22 protein-coding genes and 1 other annotated feature are annotated in these 17,840 nt (G+C 64.4%); of the genes, 8 read left to right on the top strand and 14 right to left on the bottom strand.

Annotated features, from left to right (window positions below; translation table 11 throughout):
- The first annotated feature begins 58 nt into the window (after positions 1-58).
- The 4 genes from DT073_RS07450 to DT073_RS07435 all read left to right on the top strand — a co-directional run bounded on the left by DT073_RS07450 (position 59) and on the right by DT073_RS07435 (position 2,951).
- A complete protein-coding gene (locus tag DT073_RS07450) occupies positions 59-799 on the top strand; it encodes a hypothetical protein (RefSeq protein ID WP_124292816.1) in 741 nt (246 codons plus the stop codon).
- Between the two features lie 860 nt (positions 800-1,659).
- Positions 1,660-2,148, top strand: coding sequence for a PH domain-containing protein (locus DT073_RS07445; RefSeq protein WP_124292815.1), 489 nt, complete (start codon positions 1,660-1,662; stop codon positions 2,146-2,148).
- Positions 2,149-2,448: 300 nt separating this feature from the next.
- Complete coding sequence (locus tag DT073_RS07440; protein ID WP_124292814.1) at positions 2,449-2,697, top strand: type II toxin-antitoxin system Phd/YefM family antitoxin; 249 nt, start codon at positions 2,449-2,451, stop codon at positions 2,695-2,697.
- Positions 2,694-2,951 (top strand): type II toxin-antitoxin system RelE family toxin, encoded by a 258-nt coding sequence (locus DT073_RS07435; protein ID WP_124292813.1) that lies wholly within the window; start codon positions 2,694-2,696, stop codon positions 2,949-2,951. Before DT073_RS07440 ends, DT073_RS07435 begins: the two co-directional genes overlap by 4 nt.
- Before the next feature lie 148 nt (positions 2,952-3,099).
- Here the strand turns inward: DT073_RS07435 and DT073_RS07430 are convergent, their stop codons facing one another.
- From DT073_RS07430 to DT073_RS07410, 5 genes are all read right to left on the bottom strand, one after another.
- On the bottom strand, positions 3,100-3,558 hold the full coding sequence (locus DT073_RS07430) for a hypothetical protein (RefSeq protein WP_124292812.1): 459 nt from the start codon (positions 3,556-3,558) through the stop codon (positions 3,100-3,102).
- A gap of 333 nt (positions 3,559-3,891) precedes the next feature.
- Positions 3,892-4,440, bottom strand: a complete 549-nt coding sequence (locus DT073_RS07425; protein ID WP_124292811.1) for an RNA polymerase sigma factor — start codon at positions 4,438-4,440, stop codon at positions 3,892-3,894.
- Positions 4,437-4,790, bottom strand: coding sequence for a hypothetical protein (locus DT073_RS07420; RefSeq protein ID WP_124292810.1), 354 nt, complete (start codon positions 4,788-4,790; stop codon positions 4,437-4,439). Before DT073_RS07420 ends, DT073_RS07425 begins: the two co-directional genes overlap by 4 nt.
- A gap of 316 nt (positions 4,791-5,106) precedes the next feature.
- On the bottom strand, positions 5,107-5,901 hold the full coding sequence (locus tag DT073_RS07415) for a class E sortase (RefSeq protein WP_240638804.1): 795 nt from the start codon (positions 5,899-5,901) through the stop codon (positions 5,107-5,109).
- A 388-nt stretch (positions 5,902-6,289) separates the two neighbouring features.
- Positions 6,290-7,554 (bottom strand): IS3 family transposase gene (locus DT073_RS07410; protein WP_240638678.1). Its coding sequence is split into 2 segments (ribosomal slippage): positions 6,290-7,263 and positions 7,263-7,554, totalling 1,266 coding nucleotides; the frame shifts between segments, so codons are not numbered across the junction.
- Positions 7,142-7,270 (bottom strand) — a sequence feature (AL1L pseudoknot). It overlaps the preceding gene by 129 nt.
- A 292-nt stretch (positions 7,555-7,846) precedes the next feature.
- Here DT073_RS07410 and DT073_RS07405 point away from each other — a divergent pair.
- Positions 7,847-8,416, top strand: coding sequence for a hypothetical protein (locus tag DT073_RS07405; RefSeq protein WP_124292808.1), 570 nt, complete (start codon positions 7,847-7,849; stop codon positions 8,414-8,416).
- Positions 8,417-8,432: 16 nt separating this feature from the next.
- Here DT073_RS07405 and DT073_RS07400 read toward each other — a convergent pair whose 3' ends face one another.
- The gene (locus tag DT073_RS07400; RefSeq protein WP_124292807.1) at positions 8,433-9,110 is read right to left on the bottom strand and encodes a hypothetical protein; all 678 of its coding nucleotides are present in this window, start codon (positions 9,108-9,110) and stop codon (positions 8,433-8,435) included.
- A gap of 567 nt (positions 9,111-9,677) precedes the next feature.
- Here DT073_RS07400 and DT073_RS07395 point away from each other — a divergent pair.
- Complete coding sequence (locus DT073_RS07395; RefSeq protein ID WP_124292806.1) at positions 9,678-10,313, top strand: hypothetical protein; 636 nt, start codon at positions 9,678-9,680, stop codon at positions 10,311-10,313.
- On the opposite strand, the gene DT073_RS07390 is transcribed toward DT073_RS07395, so the two are convergent.
- Positions 10,263-10,940 carry a hypothetical protein gene (locus DT073_RS07390; RefSeq protein WP_124292807.1) on the bottom strand — a complete coding sequence of 226 codons (678 nt, stop codon included), beginning with the start codon at positions 10,938-10,940 and terminating at the stop codon, positions 10,263-10,265. The two genes, DT073_RS07395 and DT073_RS07390, sit on opposite strands and share 51 nt — an antisense overlap.
- A gap of 571 nt (positions 10,941-11,511) precedes the next feature.
- On the opposite strand from DT073_RS07390, the gene DT073_RS07385 reads away from it, so the two are divergent.
- The gene (locus DT073_RS07385) at positions 11,512-12,147 is read left to right on the top strand and encodes a hypothetical protein (RefSeq protein ID WP_124292806.1); all 636 of its coding nucleotides are present in this window, start codon (positions 11,512-11,514) and stop codon (positions 12,145-12,147) included.
- Here DT073_RS07385 and DT073_RS07380 read toward each other — a convergent pair.
- A complete protein-coding gene (locus DT073_RS07380) occupies positions 12,097-12,774 on the bottom strand; it encodes a hypothetical protein (RefSeq protein WP_124292805.1) in 678 nt (225 codons plus the stop codon). The two genes, DT073_RS07385 and DT073_RS07380, sit on opposite strands and share 51 nt — an antisense overlap.
- A gap of 403 nt (positions 12,775-13,177) precedes the next feature.
- On the opposite strand from DT073_RS07380, the gene DT073_RS07375 reads away from it, so the two are divergent.
- Positions 13,178-13,783: a recombinase family protein gene (locus tag DT073_RS07375; RefSeq protein ID WP_124292804.1), complete on the top strand. Its 606-nt coding sequence runs from the start codon at positions 13,178-13,180 to the stop codon at positions 13,781-13,783.
- A gap of 114 nt (positions 13,784-13,897) precedes the next feature.
- Here the strand turns inward: DT073_RS07375 and DT073_RS07370 are convergent, their stop codons facing one another.
- The 6 genes from DT073_RS07370 to DT073_RS07345 all read right to left on the bottom strand — a co-directional run bounded on the left by DT073_RS07370 (position 13,898) and on the right by DT073_RS07345 (position 17,788).
- Positions 13,898-14,167, bottom strand: coding sequence for an SHOCT domain-containing protein (locus DT073_RS07370; protein WP_353681953.1), 270 nt, complete (start codon positions 14,165-14,167; stop codon positions 13,898-13,900).
- A 95-nt stretch (positions 14,168-14,262) separates the two neighbouring features.
- Complete coding sequence (locus tag DT073_RS07365) at positions 14,263-14,679, bottom strand: DUF6325 family protein (RefSeq protein WP_124292802.1); 417 nt, start codon at positions 14,677-14,679, stop codon at positions 14,263-14,265.
- Between the two features lie 56 nt (positions 14,680-14,735).
- The gene (locus DT073_RS07360) at positions 14,736-15,161 is read right to left on the bottom strand and encodes a DUF7144 family membrane protein (protein ID WP_240638803.1); all 426 of its coding nucleotides are present in this window, start codon (positions 15,159-15,161) and stop codon (positions 14,736-14,738) included.
- Between the two features lie 121 nt (positions 15,162-15,282).
- Entirely contained in the window at positions 15,283-16,188 is a 906-nt protein-coding gene (locus DT073_RS07355) for a CPBP family intramembrane glutamic endopeptidase (RefSeq protein ID WP_124292801.1), read from the bottom strand.
- Complete coding sequence (trmB, locus tag DT073_RS07350) at positions 16,188-16,922, bottom strand: tRNA (guanosine(46)-N7)-methyltransferase TrmB (RefSeq protein ID WP_124292800.1); 735 nt, start codon at positions 16,920-16,922, stop codon at positions 16,188-16,190. The genes DT073_RS07355 and trmB overlap by 1 nt, the downstream gene beginning before the upstream one ends.
- A gap of 20 nt (positions 16,923-16,942) precedes the next feature.
- Complete coding sequence (locus DT073_RS07345; protein ID WP_124292799.1) at positions 16,943-17,788, bottom strand: DUF3097 family protein; 846 nt, start codon at positions 17,786-17,788, stop codon at positions 16,943-16,945.
- Between the last annotated feature and the right edge of the window lie 52 nt (positions 17,789-17,840).

Raw genomic sequence — 17,840 nt, 5'->3', positions numbered from 1 at the left:
GAGACGACGATGCGACGCTACAACTTCTGCATGACCACGGCACTGGGGGACCGGCCCGATGAGTGATCGCACTGACGAGGAGCTCAAGCTTCTACGAGAGCGCGCCTACGGACCACACGCGGACATCGGCAACGATCCGTCCGCGCAGCAACGCCTTCGCCAACTTGAAGGTCACGCCGCGACGGTCGAAGAGCTTCAGGGCGACGGAATACATCCCGTGATCGATCTGGGAGCAGATCGCAGTCCGAGAGCTACCGACACCGAACGGTCCACATCATCGATGAACGCCGCCGAGTCACGGAGGGCGATTCGCACACCCGCACCGATCGTTGTTGCTCTCACGCTGGCCGCCGCGGTGGTCTTCGCCGCCATCACATCAGCCACCACCGCTGCACTCGTTCGAGCGGAGTCGCCCTACGCGGACGTGCAACACGTCACCAGCCTGCCGGCCCAAGACAGCAGTACCTGGCCCTCCTCGCTCGGCGAACCGCAGCCCGCAGACAAGCGATACGCCGATTTCCTTGGCTACACAGTCATCTTCCGCGAATCGACCTCCACCGACACAGCCGCCGGGACGGACTGTCTCAGCGTTCTCACGCCAGACAATGCCGAGCGCGACCCAGGCCGCGGCGCCGTTGTTACTAACTGCGGAGCGGCGGCGTTTCCGCCCGCTACAACCGTCATCGTCGACGAAGCGAGCCCGTCATCCGTTCTGAACTTCTACCGCATCGGAACAGTGCTTCAGTTCGTTCAGAACGGGTCGAGCGTGGACGTATACGCAGACACAGTGCTGGGCTAAGCCCATTTGAGCAACGAGCTAAGGCGTGACCCTCTCGGACACGATCGCATCGGGGTCGCGGACCGCGCGCTGCCCAACGATGCGGGAATTCGTTAGCAGGCCGCGCCTCCCCGTCATCGGGTTTCTCGTAGGGCCGTCAGGTGAAGTCGTAGCGCGGAAGCGACATGTGGCCCGATTCGGGGCTAGACCTGTCCCGTATCCCTTCCTTTGCTGCAGCTGGATGTTGCTCCGGGGATCGGCACCGTCTCACCATCCGCGTGCGCTCTAGTTGTCGCCGACTCGGAATTGACCAATCTGAGTGGTTCCGTCTGCTTCGTAGACGGGGATGTAGCGGACGGTGCCGGCGTTCTCTTCCTGCCACCGGAGGGCGTCCTGTGGTGAGGCAAGAGATTGGGAGGCGGTGGTGCCGTCCGGCGCTCGGATCAACTGGCAAGGACGCATCCGTCATGGTGTCTATTTCCCCATTCCGCGTGGCGCCACGCCAAGCCGTCGGCGAGAAGCTGCGCTGGTCTGAATACCTGCGAGGGCACGCACCTCGGCACCGCTGAGTCGTGCTCCTTCGTCGCACGTCGCAATCCTAGGTTGGGGACGCACACCCGCCACTCCATTTCGCGACGCTGTAGACAGCCGTGTTGCCGCCGTACCAAAGCCAGTCCTCGATCGCACATTCCTTTCGACAACTCGAAGATCGCAGGGTCTCGAAGGATCGCAATTCCAGTGTGGATAGGTGAGGTCGTCAGGTGCGGGTGTGGCACGGTTGCAGTGTGACGAACGAACCTCGAATGCTCAAAGGCGAAGTAGTTCGCTGGCGAGGACAGCCGGACGCCCAGGTGCATTTCACCCGGGCGGATGGATTCTTCGTGCCATTCAGCGTCGTGTGGTTGGCCGTAAGCATCCTCTGGACAGTGGCTGTTGCAAGTTCGTCGACCGCTCCTCGCCTGATGTGGCTGTTCGGCCTTCTGTTCGTCGCGTTCGGCGTCTACGGCGTCATCGGACGATTCTTCGTTAAGGCCGCACGCAAGCGCCGGACCCGTTACCTCCTAACCGACCGACGAGCAATCATCGTTGGTCCCTCAGGTGTGCAACAGATAGATCTACCGCTCTCGGAGAGGACTGCCTATATACATCCGAACCGGACTCATATTGACGTCGTCTTCGGAGCGGAAGTCGGACCGACTGCTGGACTGCCGGGGATGGCAAGCCTGCGGACATACGCGAATACCGGGCTCGATTTCTTTGCCGCCATTGGGCCAGGATCACCCATCGCCTTCTACGACGTCGCTGACGTAGAAGGCTTAGAGGATGCCCTTGATTCCTTCGCCGAGGGCGCCGCCGCTGACCGGGAGTGATCGGCAGGGCCAGCGAGGTGCTTGCTGTCCTTGCGGTGACGGCACCGCTAGCCGGTGGACCAGATCGGCTTCGCGCTCGGCGAGCTACGCCCTCGACGGCTCCTGAACCTCAACCATGGCACCTGACCGGCCAGCACGTGGCACCGGTCGCGTCACCGGCCACAACAGCACGATGTGTCTCGTATCCCTTCACGCGCGCTACGCCCGCTGTCGCACTCGGCATCGGTCCGCGTGCTAATGGGAGTGATGTGGGTGAGGCACCTGATGTACATCACTGCGCTATAGATGTACACTTGCGGTATGTCGAGTGTCAGCGTCGCAGACGCCCGCAGCCATCTGTCGGACGTGATCGCTCGTTCCCAGAAGGAAGCGGTCTTCATCGAACGGCGCGGTCAGCGCGCAGCAGTGGTGGTGAGTCCGGAGCAGTATGAGCGCATGCTCGAGGCTCTCGAGGACGCCGAGGACGCGGCTGCCTTCGATGAAGCGATGGCTGAAGAAGGCGAGAACATCCCCTGGAACCAGGTCAAGAAGGACCTGGGCTGGGAGTGAGCTACCGGATCGAAATCCGACCGGCAGCTATTCGAGCGCTCAAGCGCATCGATCACCAGGACTGCGACCGCATCCGCGGCGCCATCGCGCTGCTCGGTCAGGATCCGCGGCCGCCCGGAGCCAAGGCACTACAGGGCCGGGACGGCCTCAGGGTGCGCGTCGGAAACTACCGCATCATCTACACCGTCCAGGACGACATCCTCGTGGTGGTCGTCGTCACCCTAGGACACCGCCGCGACATCTACGACCGCTGACTCGTATCCCTTGCCTTGCGGTGCTGCTCGGCGTCCCTCTGGCGGATCCCATCGGGAGCGCACGCTTCAGCCGTAAACGTCAGCTGGCTCAACTCGGTTCGTCGGTTCCGCCACCTTTGACTGCCACCGTGCGGGGGATCGAAGCGTCTTACGCTGACGACGGCACTCGGTAAGGAGGAAACGTGGTGATCCGTTTCCAGGGCCCGGCCCCGCCGTCTTCCATTGACTGAATCAGCGCGCCGTCTGTGTCATGGAGTCGAACGATGCCATGACGAAGGAAGTTCCCCCGCTTCTCCACGATCACCTGTCCGCCCCGATCGACTATCTGCTGTATGACAGCCCAAGCGTCGGCCGTGGCGGTCGTACCGCCGAACGTCCACCAACCCAATGCCGGCCGGCGGGCATAGACCACGACTTGCTCCGTGCCGAAGATCATGACCTCGAGTGCAACGGCGTCCGCTCTTCGCGGGGAAATCTTCACAACAACGTCGAACTCCGCCTCAGGTGTCGAGATCGTCGACTCACCGTCGGCTCCCACCAAATCCACCACTGCGTCAGCGAATTCACGCGCGGCCCGTTCGGCCCGGTCCTCGTGTGTCGATGTCATCTCTGCCCGTTCTGGTCTTCCCGTTGGTTCAACAACTGCACGAATTGATGCCGGCGTGGTCCCTGGCGGTGCACCATTCCTCGTCAGTCAACTACATCGCTCGGAGCGTTGCTCCGTGTGGAGATTGAAGGACCGGAGCGGAAGGCGCGTCGCGCGTCATCGATCGCCGCGGTGCTACCGCGATTCGGCATCTCCAGAGGACGCGACCGCGGAGGCGCCGCGACGAAGCGCGCCCCTGCTCGCAATCTTCCAAGGCGATATGTCTCGTATCCCTTGCCTTGCGTTACACCCCTGTCGCACTCGGGATCTGCTTGCGGGCGCTGGTAGAAGGCGTCAAGGTTCGGATGATAGCGACTGTGCGGTGGATTGATCCCTGGCCGTGGCTGCGGGGTCGAGGGCGGTGCGGAGGAGTTCGCGTGCGGTGCTGATTCGTGTCCTCACTGTCGACGCAGGTATGCCTAGGAAGTCAGCGATCTCGTGTGATGTGAACCCGTCCCAGTAGGTGAGGCGGATCACGTCTGCGAGTTCAGTCGGCAAGGCTTTGATGGCGTCGCGAACTTCCACCGCGTCGGTTGAAGCCGGCGGCGGCGGTGCAGCGGTGATGCGCTCTCGCAGGCGCTGGGTGGCCGCAGACCGCCGTGCGAGAGAACGTGTGTTGTTCAGCAGCACTTTGCGTGCCACTCCGAATAGCCACAATCGGGCTTCCGCCGGATCGGTCGGCATTCGTCGTCGCGCGCGCCACGCCGTCAGCAACGTCTCGCCGTACGCTTCCGCGGCGTCACCGCCGTCGTGTACGCGCCCTTCGAGGTATCGCATGACATCGGCCCCATTCGCGCTGACCACTGACTCGAAGAAGGAGCCGCCGCTCTGGTCAGTGGTCATTGCGAGCAGTCCGTGGTTTGCGTCTCGACTGAGATTGGGCTGGGGTTGAGGTCATAGCCTCGGGCAGCGAGCTCATCGAAGACGATCTGGGCGACCATCGTTCCGATAGCACTTTGCTTGAGTTCGTCGGGATTGAGCGGGTCCGGGTTGTTCTTCGAGCGGGTGGCCTCCCATGCGAGGTCTTCCTCGGTTTGAGTGGTGTCCAACGCGTCGACGTCGATCCCGCTGAGGATCTCTCGCGCGTCGGCAACGATCGGTGCGTCCTGGTCGGCGCCTGCGAACGAAATGCGCATCCCTTGGAAGCAGATCTCTCCGTTGTTCTGGGGGATGGAGAAGACGTTGTCGGCCATCCACCCCCATGGGGTTTCCACGCCGCTACCCGCGAGTGCGGCCGACCCTCCACCGATGAGTACGGCAGACAGCCCAATTCCTGCGGTCCAGGTTTGGAGACGTCGACGTCGGCCGGCGCGGGCCTCACTCAACATGCGATTGCTGTGCGCCGCTATCTCGTCTCTCGGACGGGTTGCGGGCGCGCTTCCCCGCAGCATCACGTCGAATTGCACATCGTCCATCCCGCGCCGCCTCACATGTCCGTTTACCTAAACATGTCCAGTCGACGCGTGATTGTCCGAGCCCCCGCTTTTGCGTCTGGTCTCGGCTGTCGGGTTACGAATCCGTGGGTGGGGTGAGGGAGGCTGGTTCACCCTCGGACCGGGGTGTGTAGCTTTCGAAGACGCTGTAGCCGACGATGCGTTCGGCGAGGGAGCCGATAGGGCTGCAGCTTGTCATTGTGAGATAGCGGCCGTTCGCGGCGACCTCTGGTTTCTGTGGGACGTCAAGAAGGATGTCGACCTGGGTGGGGACGACGTACTGGTGATTACGGAATCGATACGTGTACCAGCCGTCAGCCGTCTCGATGACGATGGCGTCTCCCACTTTCAGGGATGGAATCCGGTTGAAGAGGGCGCCGAACGTGGTGCGGTGCGCGGCGAGGGCGAAGTTGCCGACCTGCCCGGGCATTTCTGAGTCGTCATAGTGACCCACACGGGCGGTATCGAGAGTGGTTTCGCGGGACGTGCCCCCGGCGACTTCATGGACGTAGTCGGGACCAAACCGAGGGATACGTATCGTGGCGAAAGTTTGCGCGTCCGCGGGCTGCGCGAGGACGGGCGGATCCACCGCCGGCGCCGGCGCGGACGATCCATCAGAGCTTGGAGAGCTTGGAGAGCTTGAGGCGTCTGACGGCATCAGCGTCGAATCGGTGTACTCCTGTGCCCACTGCTCGGAAAGAGCCTGACCTTTCTCGCGAGCCTGGGCGCTGTAGATGACATCCCCGATCCACGTCTGCCAGGCCACATACAACAGCGCAACCACACCCAGCGTGATGAGAATCTCCCCGACCACACCAACAACCGAGACCCGCCCAGGACGTCTCGTCAGGTGGTTGTCAGCAATGCTCACCTTTTCGATACTCACAGAGGTACACACGCAGGGCTAGATTTCGACGGCGATCAAAATGCGATGAATCGGGCCGCGAAGCCCGTAGCTCACGTGGTCCATGGCCGTGGGTAGCTCGTCGCGCCATCCGACTCCAGAGCAGGACCCGTCCGATGATATTCGCACGGCAAGGGTCACGCGCCCGCACCTTGCGGATCGCGGTTTGTCTCGTATCCCTTCCGATCGACTGCGCTGGCCGGTTTCGGAGCGCGTCGGCGGCGTCGAAACGCGCTCGTTTGAGGATGCTGACAAAGATCTCGCCGCACGGCTCGAATAGGAGTAGCGCGGCGGCCGATTCGGAGTCGGCTTCCAGCACACTCGCGTGCGAGCGGAAGGCTGAATCGCCCCGGGTTTAGTGGAGGGCGAGTTCTCCCAGCGCCGGCTGGCTCTGGGGGTTGACCTCACGGTAGTACTGGTTCTCCTTCTCGATCGGTGTGAGGTATCCGATCGATGAGTGCAGCCGATTCTCGTTGAACCAGTGCACCCAGGACAGCGTGGCGAGCTCGAGTTCGTCGGCTGTGCGGAACGGGCCGTCGATCTTCACGCACTCGGTCTTGTAGAGACCCACAACTGTCTCGGCGAGGGCGTTGTCGTAGGAGTCGCCGACCGTTCCGATCGATGCGATCGCGCCGACGTCGGCGAGGCGCTCGGCGTAGCGGATCGCGGTGTATTGCGATCCGGCATCCGAGTGCTGGATGACGCCGGTGACGTCCTGGCCCGCGCGGTCTCTGATCCAGAGAGCCATCTCGAGCGCATCCAACGGGAGGTCGGTGGGCATCCGGTTCATGGTCCGCCAGCCCACGATCCTGCGGGAGAACACGTCGGTGACGAACGCGGTGAACGCCATCCCCGACCACGTCGGAACATAGGTGAAGTCGACCACCCAGAGCTCGTTCGGCCGGTTCGCGCGGAAGCAGCGCTGCACGTGATCCGGCGGCCGGAATGCCGCCCCGTCCGCTTTGGTGGTGATGAACTGCTTGCCGCGGCGGATCCCGCGCAGCCCCTGCTGCCGCATGAGCCGTTCGACCGTGCAACGGGCCACGACGGTGCCCTGCCGTCGCAGCAGGTGCCAGACCTTCCGGGCGCCGCTGATCCCGCGGCCGAGCTTTCGGTCCCAGAACACCTTCTCGATCTGCACGATCATCTCCGCGTCGCTGATCGCCCGCGCCGACGGCGGCCGCTTTTTGAACGCGTAGTAACCGGACGGAGCGATCGGCACGGCATGCTCGCTGAGCACCCGGCAGATCGGCTCGACCCCGAACCGGTCACGATGATCGTCGATGAACTGAACTACCACGGCAGTCGCGGGTCGAGCTCCCGCGCGAAGAACGACGAGGCCGCCAACAGAATCTCGTTCGCCCTCTTCAACTCCCGGTTCTCCGCCTCGAGCTGCTTGATCCGAGCCGCATCACTCGTCGTCGTCCCGGGACGCTCGCCCGCGTCAATCGCGGCCTGCTTGCACCAACCCCGCAGCGTGTCGGAATTGACCCCGACACGCTGCCCGATCCGGACCACTGCCTGATTCAGCGACAGCTCCGGATCCTCCTTCCGGGCCTCAGCCACAAGCCGCATCGCACGCTCACGAAGCTCCGGCGGATACTTCCTCTGCGCTGGCATAGTCATCATCCTCTCGGGGAATCAGACCCTCCACGAGACCCGGGGCGATTCAGGCAGCGCGACGGAATCGCTCAACCCCTCAACCGATTCGACATCCACCGATCGTTCTTGTGTCTCATCGGTCAGGGCCAATCGGGGCACCGCTGTCGCGCAAACGCTGTTCTTGGCGCTTCTTGAGTCGCCCGCCGGCCTTACCGTCAGTGCCCCGCGCACTTGCTGGCGTGCGCAAAGCCCCTTCAAGCGTTGGTCGCATAGGGTCGACCTATTGCCAGCGCACGGATGGGAGAGATGAGTGAAGTGGGAGCTTCGTCTTCCGGCCGCTGAGTCACTCGCCGTTGTGCTGCCGTTGGGCTTTGGGTTTCTCGCGGCGTTGACGGCTGTGCTTCCGGCGCGCGTGGCTCCCGGTGCCGTGCTTGCGCCGGCGGCGCTGCTCTTGTGGGTGATTTGGGTCCTATGGGCGTATCCAAGCATGAGCTATCGCAACGGTGAGTTCGTTATTCGTAACCCGCTTCGCTCGGTGTCCTTTACCGCGTCGTCGCAGATCAGCGTTTCCGGGAGTGGTGTTCCTCGCGTCCGGTATGGGTCTCGCTCAGTGCGGCCGGTGGTCATGCTGATCTCACCGGGCGGCGTGGTGAATACGATGCAAGCCGGACAGGGTGTCGTCCGTGGGGTCAATGTGGTGCGGATGGAGACGCTCGCGCCTGGCTTTGCCGCCGATTCTGATCGTGCTGCGACGCGCTTGAGTAGCATCTGCGCTCGGGCCGGCAATGTTCCCGTCAACTACATCGAGCGATGGAACGCGCCCGGGATCGCGTTCACCCTTACACTCATCGCCTGGGCCGTTTCGTCGACCTTGCTCTGACAAGGCAAGTTCACGCTTACTGAGCGAGCGGGCTGATGAGGAAGGTTGCAGTGATCTCCGACTGTGACAGATCGACATCGACGTGAGCGGACACCAGTGCGCCATTGTGCTCGACCGCAGGAAGCTCAGCCGAGTACTGGTTGCCGTTCCCCTCGTGAGACGCGGCGGTGAGATCGCGCTGCAGCTGTTCAAGGTCGGAGTCTGTCCACCCCCAGAACCTCGCCGTGCGCTGCAAGTTTGGAAATACCGTCAGCCAGGCGCCGTTGGCCTCCCGCACCAGCTGTACGGACTCGACCTCACCCCGAGATGTGGTGATGGTGAAGGATCGAAGCAGGTCAACGTAGAACGAACCATCGGGCGCGACAATGACCGCCTCGATAGGAACGATCGGTTCAAAGCTTTGGGTCTCATTTGCTTGGAGTCCCAGCTCCGAGCTGGGCAGTGACCCCGACCCCACACGCATAAGGAGTCTGCCCTCGCGCGTGAGGTAGTCCACTCCTGCTTCGGTGAACACGGACATGCCGTCCGACGCCTCCTGATCCGCAGTTGCCGGTCGATCCTCGTCGACCCACCACGAGTTCTCCATCGAAACCACCGCCACGACGAAACCGAGACAGATCAGCGCGACGATCGAGATCGGAACCCAAGACAGTAGCCGACGCCTCGCACCCGTCCGTGTCATTGGCTCAGGCACCTGCGGCCACCTTCCTCGGACGACTAAGGGTCCATCTGATGTGACCATCGACCATAGCAATGGGCACACCTGGGCCGTCACTGGAACCTGAGTCCAAAGCGCCCCAACCTCCACCGACAGGAAAGCGCCCCTTGCGCGGGCCGCTGGCGGAGCCACCTGTCTCGTAACGCTTCCGATCGACTGCGCTGGCCGGTTTCGGAGCGCGTCGGCGGCGTCGAAACGCGCTCGTTTGAGGATGCTGACAAAGATCTCGCCGCACGGCTCGAATAGGAGTAGCGCGGCGGCCGATTCGGAGTCGGCTTCCAGCACACTCGCGTGCGAGCGGAAGGCAGCGCGACGGAATCGCTCAACCCCTCAACCGATTCGACATCCACCGATCGTTCTTGTGTCTCATCGGTCAGGGCCAATCGGGGCACCGCTGTCGCGCAAACGCTGTTCTTGGCGCTTCTTGAGTCGCCCGCCGGCCTTACCGTCAGTGCCCCGCGCACTTGCTGGCGTGCGCAAAGCCCCTTCAAGCGTTGGTCGCATAGGGTCGACCTATTGCCAGCGCACGGATGGGAGAGATGAGTGAAGTGGGAGCTTCGTCTTCCGGCCGCTGAGTCACTCGCCGTTGTGCTGCCGTTGGGCTTTGGGTTTCTCGCGGCGTTGACGGCTGTGCTTCCGGCGCGCGTGGCTCCCGGTGCCGTGCTTGCGCCGGCGGCGCTGCTCTTGTGGGTGATTTGGGTCCTATGGGCGTATCCAAGCATGAGCTATCGCAACGGTGAGTTCGTTATTCGTAACCCGCTTCGCTCGGTGTCCTTTACCGCGTCGTCGCAGATCAGCGTTTCCGGGAGTGGTGTTCCTCGCGTCCGGTATGGGTCTCGCTCAGTGCGGCCGGTGGTCATGCTGATCTCACCGGGCGGCGTGGTGAATACGATGCAAGCCGGACAGGGTGTCGTCCGTGGGGTCAATGTGGTGCGGATGGAGACGCTCGCGCCTGGCTTTGCCGCCGATTCTGATCGTGCTGCGACGCGCTTGAGTAGCATCTGCGCTCGGGCCGGCAATGTTCCCGTCAACTACATCGAGCGATGGAACGCGCCCGGGATCGCGTTCACCCTTACACTCATCGCCTGGGCCGTTCGTCGACCTTGCTCTGACAAGGCAAGTTCACGCTTACTGAGCGAGCGGGCTGATGAGGAAGGTTGCAGTGATCTCCGACTGTGACAGATCGACATCGACGTGAGCGGACACCAGTGCGCCATTGTGCTCGACCGCAGGAAGCTCAGCCGAGTACTGGTTGCCGTTCCCCTCGTGAGACGCGGCGGTGAGATCGCGCTGCAGCTGTTCAAGGTCGGAGTCTGTCCACCCCCAGAACCTCGCCGTGCGCTGCAAGTTTGGAAATACCGTCAGCCAGGCGCCGTTGGCCTCCCGCACCAGCTGTACGGACTCGACCTCACCCCGAGATGTGGTGATGGTGAAGGATCGAAGCAGGTCAACGTAGAACGAACCATCGGGCGCGACAATGACCGCCTCGATAGGAACGATCGGTTCAAAGCTTTGGGTCTCATTTGCTTGGAGTCCCAGCTCCGAGCTGGGCAGTGACCCCGACCCCACACGCATAAGGAGTCTGCCCTCGCGCGTGAGGTAGTCCACTCCTGCTTCGGTGAACACGGACATGCCGTCCGACGCCTCCTGATCCGCAGTTGCCGGTCGATCCTCGTCGACCCACCACGAGTTCTCCATCGAAACCACCGCCACGACGAAACCGAGACAGATCAGCGCGACGATCGAGATCGGAACCCAAGACAGTAGCCGACGCCTCGCACCCGTCCGTGTCATTGGCTCAGGCACCTGCGGCCACCTTCCTCGGACGACTAAGGGTCCATCTGATGTGACCATCGACCATAGCAATGGGCACACCTGGACCGTCAGTAACGGGAACCTGAGTCCAAAGCGCCCCAACCTCCACCGACAGGAAAGCGCCCCTTGCGCGGGCCGCTGGCGGAGCCACCTGTCTCGTAACGCTTCCGATCGACTGCGCTGGCCGGTTTCGGAGCGCGTCGGCGGCGTCGAAACGCGCTCGTTTGAGGATGCTGACAAAGATCTCGCCGCACGGCTCGAATAGGAGTAGCGCGGCGGCCGATTCGGAGTCGGCTTCCAGCACACTCGCGTGCGAGCGGAAGGCAGCGCGACGGAATCGCTCAACCCCTCAACCGATTCGACATCCACCGATCGTTCTTGTGTCTCATCGGTCAGGGCCAATCGGGGCACCGCTGTCGCGCAAACGCTGTTCTTGGCGCTTCTTGAGTCGCCCGCCGGCCTTACCGTCAGTGCCCCGCGCACTTGCTGGCGTGCGCAAAGCCCCTTCAAGCGTTGGTCGCATAGGGTCGACCTATTGCCAGCGCACGGATGGGAGAGATGAGTGAAGTGGGAGCTTCGTCTTCCGGCCGCTGAGTCACTCGCCGTTGTGCTGCCGTTGGGCTTTGGGTTTCTCGCGGCGTTGACGGCTGTGCTTCCGGCGCGCGTGGCTCCCGGTGCCGTGCTTGCGCCGGCGGCGCTGCTCTTGTGGGTGATTTGGGTCCTATGGGCGTATCCAAGCATGAGCTATCGCAACGGTGAGTTCGTTATTCGTAACCCGCTTCGCTCGGTGTCCTTTACCGCGTCGTCGCAGATCAGCGTTTCCGGGAGTGGTGTTCCTCGCGTCCGGTATGGGTCTCGCTCAGTGCGGCCGGTGGTCATGCTGATCTCACCGGGCGGCGTGGTGAATACGATGCAAGCCGGACAGGGTGTCGTCCGTGGGGTCAATGTGGTGCGGATGGAGACGCTCGCGCCTGGCTTTGCCGCCGATTCTGATCGTGCTGCGACGCGCTTGAGTAGCATCTGCGCTCGGGCCGGCAATGTTCCCGTCAACTACATCGAGCGATGGAACGCGCCCGGGATCGCGTTCACCCTTACACTCATCGCCTGGGCCGTTCGTCGACCTTGCTCTGACAAGGCAAGTTCACGCTTACTGAGCGAGCGGGCTGATGAGGAAGGTTGCAGTGATCTCCGACTGTGACAGATCGACATCGACGTGAGCGGACACCAGTGCGCCATTGTGCTCGACCGCAGGAAGCTCAGCCGAGTACTGGTTGCCGTTCCCCTCGTGAGACGCGGCGGTGAGATCGCGCTGCAGCTGTTCAAGGTCGGAGTCTGTCCACCCCCAGAACCTCGCCGTGCGCTGCAAGTTTGGAAATACCGTCAGCCAGGCGCCGTTGGCCTCCCGCACCAGCTGTACGGACTCGACCTCACCCCGAGATGTGGTGATGGTGAAGGATCGAAGCAGGTCAACGTAGAACGAACCATCGGGCGCGACAATGACCGCCTCGATAGGAACGATCGGTTCAAAGCTTTGGGTCTCATTTGCTTGGAGTCCCAGCTCCGAGCTGGGCAGTGACCCCGACCCCACACGCATAAGGAGTCTGCCCTCGCGCGTGAGGTAGTCCACTCCTGCTTCGGTGAACACGGACATGCCGTCCGACGCCTCCTGATCCGCAGTTGCCGGTCGATCCTCGTCGACCCACCACGAGTTCTCCATCGAAACCACCGCCACGACGAAACCGAGACAGATCAGCGCGACGATCGAGATCGGAACCCAAGACAGTAGCCGACGCTTCGCACCCGTCCGTGTCATTGGCTCAGGCACCTGCGGCCACCTTCCTCGGACGACTAAGGGTCCATCTGATGTGACCATCGACCATAGCAATGGGCACACCTGGACCGTCAGTAACGGGAACCTGAGTCCAAAGCGCCCCCCAACCTCCACCGACAGGAAAGCGCCCCTTGCGCGGGCCGCTGGCGGAGCCACCTGTCTCGTAACGCTTACCTTGCGCGACGCATCGCCGACACGTCGCGGCGGCTGACGACCCGTCGAGAGTGAGCCTCCGTTGGCGACGATGACAGCCATGCCGAGCCCCGCGGTGCAGTTCGGTGGGAGGAATACAACAGCGCTAGGCGGGCATCGCTGTGGATTCCCGTAACCATGTGCCGCAGGCTTTGGGCGGAATCGACGGACTCGCCGTCCCTTCCGAGACACATCGGAGGACACCATGCAAAAGCTCATCGGATACTCGCGGGTATCGACGAGGCAGCAATCGACTGACCGACAAGAGGCGGACATCCTCGCCGCGGGCGTCCGACGTGACGACCTTTACGTCGATCACGGCGTTTCCGGTGCGCGCGCGTCTCGTCCTCAGTTCGATCGGGCTGTGGAAGCGCTCATCGAAGGCGACACGCTAGTCATTACGACATTGGACAGACTCGGGCGATCCACGCAGAATATGCTCGAATTCGCGGATGAGCTCCGCACCCGCGGGGCGGGTCTCCGGGTCTTGAACCTGGGCGGCGGAGACGTGGATACGTCGACGCCGATGGGGGCGATGGTGTTCACCATTATGGCGGCGCTGGCGCAGATGGAACACGAGATCAAGCGCGAACGCATCCTGGATTCAATCAGCAAGCGTCGTGCCGCTGGCAAGAACCTTGGCGGCCGTCCACAGCGCATCACCGACAGCCAGATCCACAATGCGATCCGGCTCGTCCGAAGCGGAGAGCCCGTGACCGAGGTCGCGCGTGATCTCGGGATGTCCCGATCCAGCTACTACCGACGCGCGAAGGACTGCAAGCGCCGAGAGTCCGAAGTTCATGAAGGCTGAGTCCCCAACCTGGGATGTTCGTGGGCCCCTGAGAGCTGAAGTTCCAGAAGAGCAGAACACGACGCCCGGCGGTATTCTGCGCTCACGCGAGAGGCCAAGAGGCGAGCCGGCATTTCAGCTCAGCAGCTTCGCCTTGGCGGCCGCGAACTCGTCGTCGGTGAGGGCGCCCTGCGCATGCAGCTGCGCGAGCTGGGTGAGCCGTGCGATCACATCGTCTCCTCCTGCGGGCGGCGGGACGGGAGGCGTCCGGGCCGCCTGCGCATCGGCGACGGCCTGCGGGGCCGCCTGATCGATGGCCGCCTGCTGCGCCGCGGCCTCGTCGGCCTGCTGCTGCGACTGCTCAGCGTACTTCTGCTGCTGGTGTTGCTGGACGCGACCCGACACAGCAGTCGCTGTGCCTGCCACGACCGCCGTTCGAGCCGCCATCCCGATGAGGCCTGGGCGGCCTCGTCGACCCAAGGGCATGTCGTTCTCCTCTCTCAGTCCGCGTACTCGGACAGGAACGCATTGACGACGGGTGCGGGGATTCCCTCCCGCGCGATGACAGCGCCGCCTGCGTCGTAGAGCGCGGCGGCGAACGCCTTCGCCCACAACAACTCGACGACGACGATCGCCGCCGAGGTGCCCGGTTCCAGACTGTCCGCGAGGTATTGGATGTCTTCGTGGCCGGCGAGTCCCACGAGGTCGAGGGCGGGCGCACCGTCGTCGACGGTGTCGCTGACATCGAGCGTCTCGATCTCACCCTCCGGCGAACGTCGGACGAAGACGAGATCGAGGAGGTTCACCGTACCCGTGGCGACGAGGTCGTCGATCGCTTGCAGGACGGTGGGACCGGGGCGATCGCCGTCGAAGGCGATGGCGTAGAACTCGATCGGACCGTAGTCGAAGGTGGTCATGGGCGTGTCCTTTCCCGCGCGTCCCCTCCCGTCGGGCTGGAACGAGCCGCCGCGTCTCAGACGTCGGTGCGCAGCTCGCGGCCGTGCACGGTCAGCGCGTAGATGATGACGACATCGATGGCGATGACGATCAACGACCACCAGGGTTGAGCCGGGATCAGCATCAGCTGGCCCACGGCGCTCAGCCCGGCGAGGATGACGGCGATGACCCGCGCCCACGCCTGCCCGGCGAACAGCGCCACAGCGGTCAGCACCAGGAGCGCCCCGACGATGAGGTTCCACCAGCCCCAGCCGGCGACGTCCATCAGCCACAGCGATCCGTTGGTCATCACGTAATACGTGTCGGGACCTACGAGCGCGACGAGGCCCTGTACGCCGCTGAAGACTCCGCTGACGAGAAGGATCACCCCGGCGAAGACGACCCACCCTGCCCATCCGGTGGTCTCGGCGGTGTCCATGCCCGTCGTTCTGACAGTACTCATGTCGTTTCCTCCAGCCTCGGCGACTCGGCCCCTGTGCCGCGGGCGCTACCCCGACGCTAGGGCGGCGCCGCGGACGAGGCAGGGACCAAGGTCCTGAGGAGGACGGCCTCCCCGGTGGGGCTCAGCCGGGGCTCGGAACGAAGAACAGCCCGTCGAGAAGCCCCGGGTTGTGGGCGTGCACGAGCACGGCGAACACCACGGCGTCGAAGAGCAGATGCACCGTGACGACGTAGGCGAGTGACCGCGTGCGCATGAAGATGTAGCCCTGAAGGAGCGCGAAGGGGATGGTCAGCACCGGACCCCACGCGCGGTAGCCGAGTTCCCAGAGGAACGACACGAAGACGATCGCCTGCAGCACATTGGCCTGCACGTCGGGGAAGTGGCGGCGGAGCAGGGCGAAGCACGTGCAGATGAAGAACAGCTCGTCCCAGATGCCCACCGCGCCCACGCCGACGAACAGTCGCGCGATGAGGTCGGGGGTGTCCACGACCGGCCAGTTCTGGTAGACCCCCGACGTGATGAAGTAGAACGGCAGGATCAGCCAGCCGAGCACCAGCACGCCAACGAGCCAGCCCCACTGCAGCGAGGTCCACCGGCCACCGCCTCGCCACGGGAAGCGGATGGCGTAGTCGCGATACACGAATCGCGAGATCAGGTAGGGCACCAGCACCGCCCCGCCGAGGGCCACGGTGAACCGCAGCATGGCGATGTTGTCGAGCTCGGCCTTGAGCGGGATGGCGCTGACGATGAGCAGACCGGCGGCGATGAGAGACAGGTCGCGAAGGATGCCGGGGGGCCGACGTCCCTCGAAGCCCTCCGCCGCCGTGCCCGAGGTCATCGCACGGCGGGCGTCGGATCGCTCGACCAGGAAGGCTGCCAGCAGACCGGCGGCCAGGAGGGTCCACCCGAGCCAGGGCAGCAGGAGGACGAAGAACGCCGGAGCGGCCAGGCACACCAGGATCGCCGGGGCGAGTTTGGCCGACAGCGCCGGGCGGTGGAGGGTCGCGACCTCGGGAAGCGCGGGCATCAGCGCCCACCGGCGGTGCGGTAGGCGAGGTCGCGGATCGCGCGCCCCGCTCGCTCGCCCTTGCGCTCGAACGCGGTGAGCACCCGCCCGGGGTGACGCTCGGCCCACTCCCCGGAGAAATCGCGGGTGAATCCCTGCGCCTCATCGAACACGACGCGCATCTGCCGCGCGTAGTCCTCCCAGTCGGTGGCCAATCGCACCACGCCGCCGGGGCGGAGCGCCTGCCGGACCAACGGGGCGAAATCCGGGTCGATCAGGCGCCGCTTGGTGTGCCGCTTCTTGTGCCACGGATCGGGGAAGAAGATCCACAGCTCATCCACCGAGCCCGCGGGCAGAAGGTGCTCCAGCACCTCGGGCGCATTGGCCTCGGCCAGTCGGAGATTGCGCGCCGCGGCGCGATCGGCATCGAGCATGGTGCGGGCAAGGCCCGCCTTGAACACCTCGACGGCGAGGAAGTCGGTGTCGGGACGAGAGGCCGCGGCGTGGACGATCGCATGCCCCTGGCCCGACCCGATCTCCACCACGAGGGGAGCTCGACGGCCGAACACCCGTGCGGGGTCGATGGCGGCATCCGGTCGCACGCTCGTCGCCGCGTCGCCGCGTTCGAAATCCAGCACGTAGTGCGCCGACAGCTGTTCCCATGCGCGTTCCTGCGCCTCGGACATCCGACCGCTGCGCCGGACGAACGACACCGGCCGCTCGCGGAAGACGCGGACGTCGGTGGATTCGGGCATACCCCCAGGCTACCGACCGCTCAGGCGGCGCCGGGTTCGGTCACGAAATCGATGAGCTCCTCCACACGCCCGAGGAGAGCCGGTTCGAGGTCGCGGTACGAGCTCACGCGTCCGAGGATCCGCTGCCAGGCACGGGCGATGTCGGCCTGATCCCGCGCCGGCCAGCCGAGCGCCCGGCAGACACCGACCTTGAACTCGATGCCCCGTGGCACCTCGGGCCACGCGCTGATCCCCATCGCCCGGGGTGTGACGCACTGCCACACGTCGACGAACGGATGCCCCACGATCCGCACGAAGGGCCCGTGGCGGGTCGCCTCGACTGCGGCCGCCAGTCTCGACTCCTTCGAGCCCGGCACGAGGTGGTCGACGAGCACGCCGTAGCGGCGGTCGGAGCTCGGCGGATCGGCGTCGAGGACATCGGCGAGATGGTCGACCCCTTCCAGATACTCGACCACGACGCCCTCGACGCGCAGGTCGTCGCCCCAGACTCTCTCGACCAGTTCGGCATCGTGTCGCCCCTCGACGAGGATGCGGCTCGCCCGGGCCGTCCGCGCCCGCGCGTCGGCGACGGCGAACGATCCGGATGCCGTGCGTCGCGGCGCCGATGCCGCTGCCGGACGCGGGGGGTCGAGGATCACGTCGGCTCCGTCGATGAGGAATCCGGGGCCGAGCGGGAACACCCGTCGCCGCCCGAGGCGGTCCTCGAGTTCGACCAGTCCCCCGGTGACGCCGGTGACGGCGCCGCAGAACCCGTCGTCGGCGACTTCGACGACCAGGTCGCGCTCCGCGCCGACGCGCGCCACCACCGGACGGCCGCGCTCGCGCCAACCCGCCGACAGCACGTCGCCACCGTATCGATCGTCCATGTGTTCCCTCCGCGGCCGCGAAGACCATACCCGTGAGCGGTCGCCGTGAGGT

The sequence above is a fragment of the Microbacterium sp. ABRD28 genome (assembly GCF_003850245.1).
In the GTDB taxonomy this organism is placed as follows: Bacteria; Actinomycetota; Actinomycetes; order Actinomycetales; family Microbacteriaceae; genus Microbacterium.
The sequence above is the reverse complement of the archived record's forward strand: the minus strand, read 5'-3'. Positions and strand labels throughout refer to the sequence as shown.

What these genes read in the sequence shown, in the direction of transcription:
- trmB (WP_124292800.1), bottom strand. Translation starts at nt 16,922, where the DNA reads ATGCCCGAATCCACCGACGTCCGCGTCTTCCGCGAGCGGCCGGTGTCG.
- DT073_RS07365 (WP_124292802.1), bottom strand. Translation starts at nt 14,679, where the DNA reads ATGACCACCTTCGACTACGGTCCGATCGAGTTCTACGCCATCGCCTTC.
- DT073_RS07450 (WP_124292816.1), top strand. Translation starts at nt 59, where the DNA reads ATGAGTGATCGCACTGACGAGGAGCTCAAGCTTCTACGAGAGCGCGCC.
- DT073_RS07345 (WP_124292799.1), bottom strand. Translation starts at nt 17,788, where the DNA reads ATGGACGATCGATACGGTGGCGACGTGCTGTCGGCGGGTTGGCGCGAG.
- DT073_RS07375 (WP_124292804.1), top strand. Translation starts at nt 13,178, where the DNA reads ATGCAAAAGCTCATCGGATACTCGCGGGTATCGACGAGGCAGCAATCG.
- DT073_RS07420 (WP_124292810.1), bottom strand. Translation starts at nt 4,790, where the DNA reads ATGGCCGACAACGTCTTCTCCATCCCCCAGAACAACGGAGAGATCTGC.
- DT073_RS07425 (WP_124292811.1), bottom strand. Translation starts at nt 4,440, where the DNA reads ATGACCACTGACCAGAGCGGCGGCTCCTTCTTCGAGTCAGTGGTCAGC.
- DT073_RS07440 (WP_124292814.1), top strand. Translation starts at nt 2,449, where the DNA reads ATGTCGAGTGTCAGCGTCGCAGACGCCCGCAGCCATCTGTCGGACGTG.
- DT073_RS07430 (WP_124292812.1), bottom strand. Translation starts at nt 3,558, where the DNA reads ATGACATCGACACACGAGGACCGGGCCGAACGGGCCGCGCGTGAATTC.
- DT073_RS07360 (WP_240638803.1), bottom strand. Translation starts at nt 15,161, where the DNA reads ATGAGTACTGTCAGAACGACGGGCATGGACACCGCCGAGACCACCGGA.
- DT073_RS07355 (WP_124292801.1), bottom strand. Translation starts at nt 16,188, where the DNA reads ATGCCCGCGCTTCCCGAGGTCGCGACCCTCCACCGCCCGGCGCTGTCG.